Source organism: Nocardiopsis halophila DSM 44494 (assembly GCF_000341245.1).
GTDB classification, from domain to species: Bacteria; Actinomycetota; Actinomycetes; order Streptosporangiales; family Streptosporangiaceae; genus Nocardiopsis_A; species Nocardiopsis_A halophila.
The window spans coordinates 1-3519 of record NZ_ANAD01000225.1; the positions used below are offsets into that span (position 1 = coordinate 1).

The 3519-nt window shown below is 72.6% G+C and carries 5 protein-coding genes; 2 read left to right on the forward strand and 3 right to left on the reverse strand.

What is annotated here, in order from left to right; translation table 11 throughout:
• Nucleotides 1-8: 8 nt before the first annotated feature.
• Complete coding sequence (locus tag D450_RS0124675) at nt 9-581, reverse strand: gamma carbonic anhydrase family protein (protein ID WP_017541300.1); 573 nt, start codon at nt 579-581, stop codon at nt 9-11.
• Nucleotides 582-929: 348 nt separating this feature from the next.
• Here D450_RS0124675 and D450_RS0124680 point away from each other — a divergent pair, with 348 nt between their 5' ends.
• Both D450_RS0124680 and D450_RS0124685 read left to right on the forward strand, forming a co-directional pair.
• Nucleotides 930-2285 (forward strand): ATP synthase F0 subunit B, encoded by a 1356-nt coding sequence (locus D450_RS0124680; protein WP_017541301.1) that lies wholly within the window; start codon nt 930-932, stop codon nt 2283-2285.
• Nucleotides 2286-2410: 125 nt separating this feature from the next.
• Nucleotides 2411-2860: a GNAT family N-acetyltransferase gene (locus D450_RS0124685; RefSeq protein ID WP_017541302.1), complete on the forward strand. Its 450-nt coding sequence runs from the start codon at nt 2411-2413 to the stop codon at nt 2858-2860.
• Nucleotides 2861-3040: 180 nt separating this feature from the next.
• On the opposite strand, the gene D450_RS0124690 is transcribed toward D450_RS0124685, so the two are convergent.
• The gene (locus D450_RS0124690; RefSeq protein ID WP_017541303.1) at nt 3041-3229 is read right to left on the reverse strand and encodes a DUF397 domain-containing protein; all 189 of its coding nucleotides are present in this window, start codon (nt 3227-3229) and stop codon (nt 3041-3043) included.
• Between the two features lie 156 nt (nt 3230-3385).
• Nucleotides 3386-3519 (reverse strand): DUF397 domain-containing protein (locus D450_RS32800; protein WP_017541304.1); only part of this gene is annotated, 134 nt, incomplete at its 5' end.

Consider the following 3519-nt stretch of genomic DNA (forward strand, 5'->3'; position numbering starts at 1 on the left):
GCACACGCTCACGGGCCCGCGTGCGGCCCCGTTCCGTCCTCGTTCCAGACGACCTCGCGGTGCATCCGCGCGTAGCGCGCGTACTTCTCGGGCGTCTCGGCGAACACCGCGCGGTCCTCTTCGGTGAGCTCGCGGACGACCTTGCCGGGCACCCCCGCCCACAGGGTCCCCGGGGGCACCGTCTTGCCCGGGGGGACCAGGGCGCCGGCGGCCACCAGGGCCCCGGCGCCGACCCGGGCGCCGCCGAGCACGCGTGCGCCGATGCCGATCAGCGCGCCCTGCTCGACCACCGCCCCGTGCACCATCGCCTGGTGCCCGAGGCTGACCCGGTCCTGAAGCACCGCGGGCTCGCCGGGGTCGGAGTGCAGTCCGCACTGGTCCTGCACGTTGCAGCGCTCGCCGATGATGATGTCCTCGGTGTCGGCGCGCACCACCGAGCCGTACCAGACGCTGCTGTGCGCACCGATGCGCACCCGGCCCACGACCACCGCGCCCGGTGCGATCCAGGCCTCCTCGTGCACCGACGGGGCGCCGAAGGGCGCCTTGCCGACCATCGCTCCCGGGGCCGCCGCCTCCGCCATCGTGATCTCCCTCCCAGGCCCGCGCCGCCGGTCGATCGCCGACTCCGGCCCCGCGCGGCGCCGATCGCGAATACCTTAGTAATGCGGCGGGCGGTGAGCACGCAGACCTGTCGGACCCGGCTATTGAGCCGCACTGGTACCGAGGGCTACCGTGGTCGCCTCCCGGTGTTCACCAGGCCACTCTTCGCATACGACGCATACGGCTCGGACCCCCGCCGACGCCCTGCCCCGGCCCTCGATAGGCGAGATGTGAATGTCGCTGATGCGTGATCCGGGCGTAATGGGCAAGATGGGCGATGGGGACGGGTCACCCTTCCCCGACATGCCGCCAACCCGGTTGATTAGGACATGAACGAGCAGAACTCAGACATCGTGTCGAACCTCCTGCGCGAGGAGGCGTTCCCGAGCGCCCGCAAGGGCTACGACAAGCGCCAGGTCGACGACTTCGTGGTGCGCAACCACAACCACATCCGGGATCTGCAGGAGCGGCTGGCCCGGGCCCACGACGAGCTGGAGCAGCTCCGCCGGGAACTGGCCGAGGCCAAGGAGAAGGCCGCGGTCAAGCCCGAGCACGAGCAGATCAGCGAGCGGATGGCCACCATCCTGCGTATAGCGGAGGAGGAGGCCAAGGAGAAGCGGGCCAAGATTGACGAAGAGGTCGAGGGGATCCGCTCCAAGGCCGAGGAGGACGCCGCCAAGGCCCGCAAGGACGCCGACGAGCACGCCGACCGCGTGCTCTCCAGCGCCCGCTCCGAGGCCAACGACCTGGTCTCCACCGCCAAGCAGGAGGCCGAGCAGATCCGCTCGCAGGCCGAGAAGGACGCCGAGCGCAAGGTCGGCGAGGCCGACGCGCGCGCCAAGCGGATCAACGACACCGCCGACCGCCGACTGGCCACCCTGACCGCCACCCACGGCGAGGCGGTGCGCCGCCTGGGCGACATGCACCAGACCCTCGCCGAGCTGCTCCAGGCCGAGAAGAGCGCGGGGCCGCTGGAGCCCGACGCCCCTGAGGGGGAGGAGAACGGCGAGGACGGGGCCGAGTCCGCCAAGCCCGAGCCGAAGGCGGGCCAGGCGGCGAAGCCGGAGCAGCCCAAGGCCGAGCAGTCCAAGCCCGAGCAGTCCAAGCCTGAGCAGCACAAGCCGGGTCAGTCGGCCGCGGCCGAGCCCGCCAAGGGGGAGCAGGGCGACTCCGCCTCCGCGTCCGCCAAGGCCGAGCCCGGCAAGACCGAGGGCAAGGCCCCGGCCGCGCCCCAGGCCGCTCCCCGGCAGGGGACGGGGCCGCAGCAGGGTCAGCAGGGCCAGCAGGGCCAGCAGGCCCGGCCGGCTCAGCAGTCCCAGCAGGGCCAGCAGGCGCCCGACGAGGAGACGGTCAAGATCGACCCCGCCACGGCCCAGCAGGCCGCCCGTCCGCAGTCCCAGCAGCAGGGGCAGCAGGGTCAGCAGGCCGCGCAGCCCCAGCAGCCGCAGGGGCCGCAGGGCCAGCAGCGCCCCGCTGCGGCGCAGCCGACCCCGCAGGGGGCGCGCTACAACGTGCCCGCCCCGCCCGAGGCCGCGGCCCAGCAGGCCGGCCGCCCGGCGCCCGTCGCCGAGCAGGACGACCCCGGCACGACCGCCGTGCACCAGCGTCCCGCCGCGCCGCAGAAGCCGCAGCAGCCGCAGCAGGACGCCGAGCAGAACGAGGGGGTCCGCATCATCAAGCCCTGATCGACGCCGGGTTGGCTCATGTCGGTCCGGGGTCGGGGCTCCACGCCCCGACCCCGGCCTTGTTCGTCCCGGTATGCGGGCCGACGTCGGATGTGTCCACCCCGGTCGGCTACCATGCCTGAGCCATGATGATCCGCACCGCCATTCGGTCCGACCTGGGCGCCATCCTGCGGCTCCTGCGCGAACTCGGCGACGGGCGGCCTGCGCAGGGCGGCACCGTCCGCATGTCCTCGGCCGCCGTGCGCGCGTGGACCCGGATGGAGGGCGACCCCGACCGCTCGGTGCTGGTGGCCGAGCGCCGCGGGCAGATCATCGGAACCCTCGACCTGATGGTGGTCGCGGGCCTGACCCACGACGCCCAGCCCTGGGCGATCGTCGACAACGTGGTGGTGGACGCCGCGTGCCGTCGCGCGGGGGTCGGCCGCGCCCTGATGGACGACGCCCTGGACCGGGCCTCCCGCGCCGGCTGCTACAAGGTGGAACTGCTCTCCCACGACGGGCGGCAGGAGGCGCACGGGTTCTACCGCGCCCTCGGCTTCGACGACTCCGCCCAGGGTTTCCGCCGCTACCTGTAGGGCCTTTCCCCGTCGCCTCCCTCCGAGACCGGTCCCCTTCGGTCAGGCTGAGGACACAGGTGGGCGGAGTCGATCGTCCGCACTGCCGAGCGCCACGAGCGGCGCAGGGTCCCCCGGAGGACCGGACATACACCGGTCCCGGAGGGGTGCCTGGGGGCCGTTTGCTTCTGTGATGGGGGACTAGAGCTGGTCAGACAGGGCGCCGGTCAGGAAGGCCTGCCACTCGGTCGCGGCGAATGTGAGGTGCCCCGCGTCGGGGTGCTGCGAGTCGCGCACTGCCGCACCACTGGGCAGGTCGGCGACCTCAACGCAGTCCCCGCCATGCGATCCGCTGTGACTGGACTTCCGCCATCGGATGGGGTCAGACATGGCCTTCAGTCTCCTCGGTGTGGTTCCCGGGGGGAGGTTCTACGACGCAGGTAGATCCGTTGGAGAGCAGGTGGAGGCGTGCCAAGCGTTCATGCCGGAGCTCCTGCAAATCGGCCCCGGAGGGCGTCCGGGGCCGTGTGCTTCTGTGATGGGGGACTAGAGCTGGTCAGACAGGGCGCCGGCCAGGAAGGCCTGCCACTCGGTCGCGGCGAACATGAGGTGCCCCGCGTCGGGGTGCTGCGAGTCGCGCACTGCCGCACCACTGGGCAGGTCGGCGACCTCAACGCAGT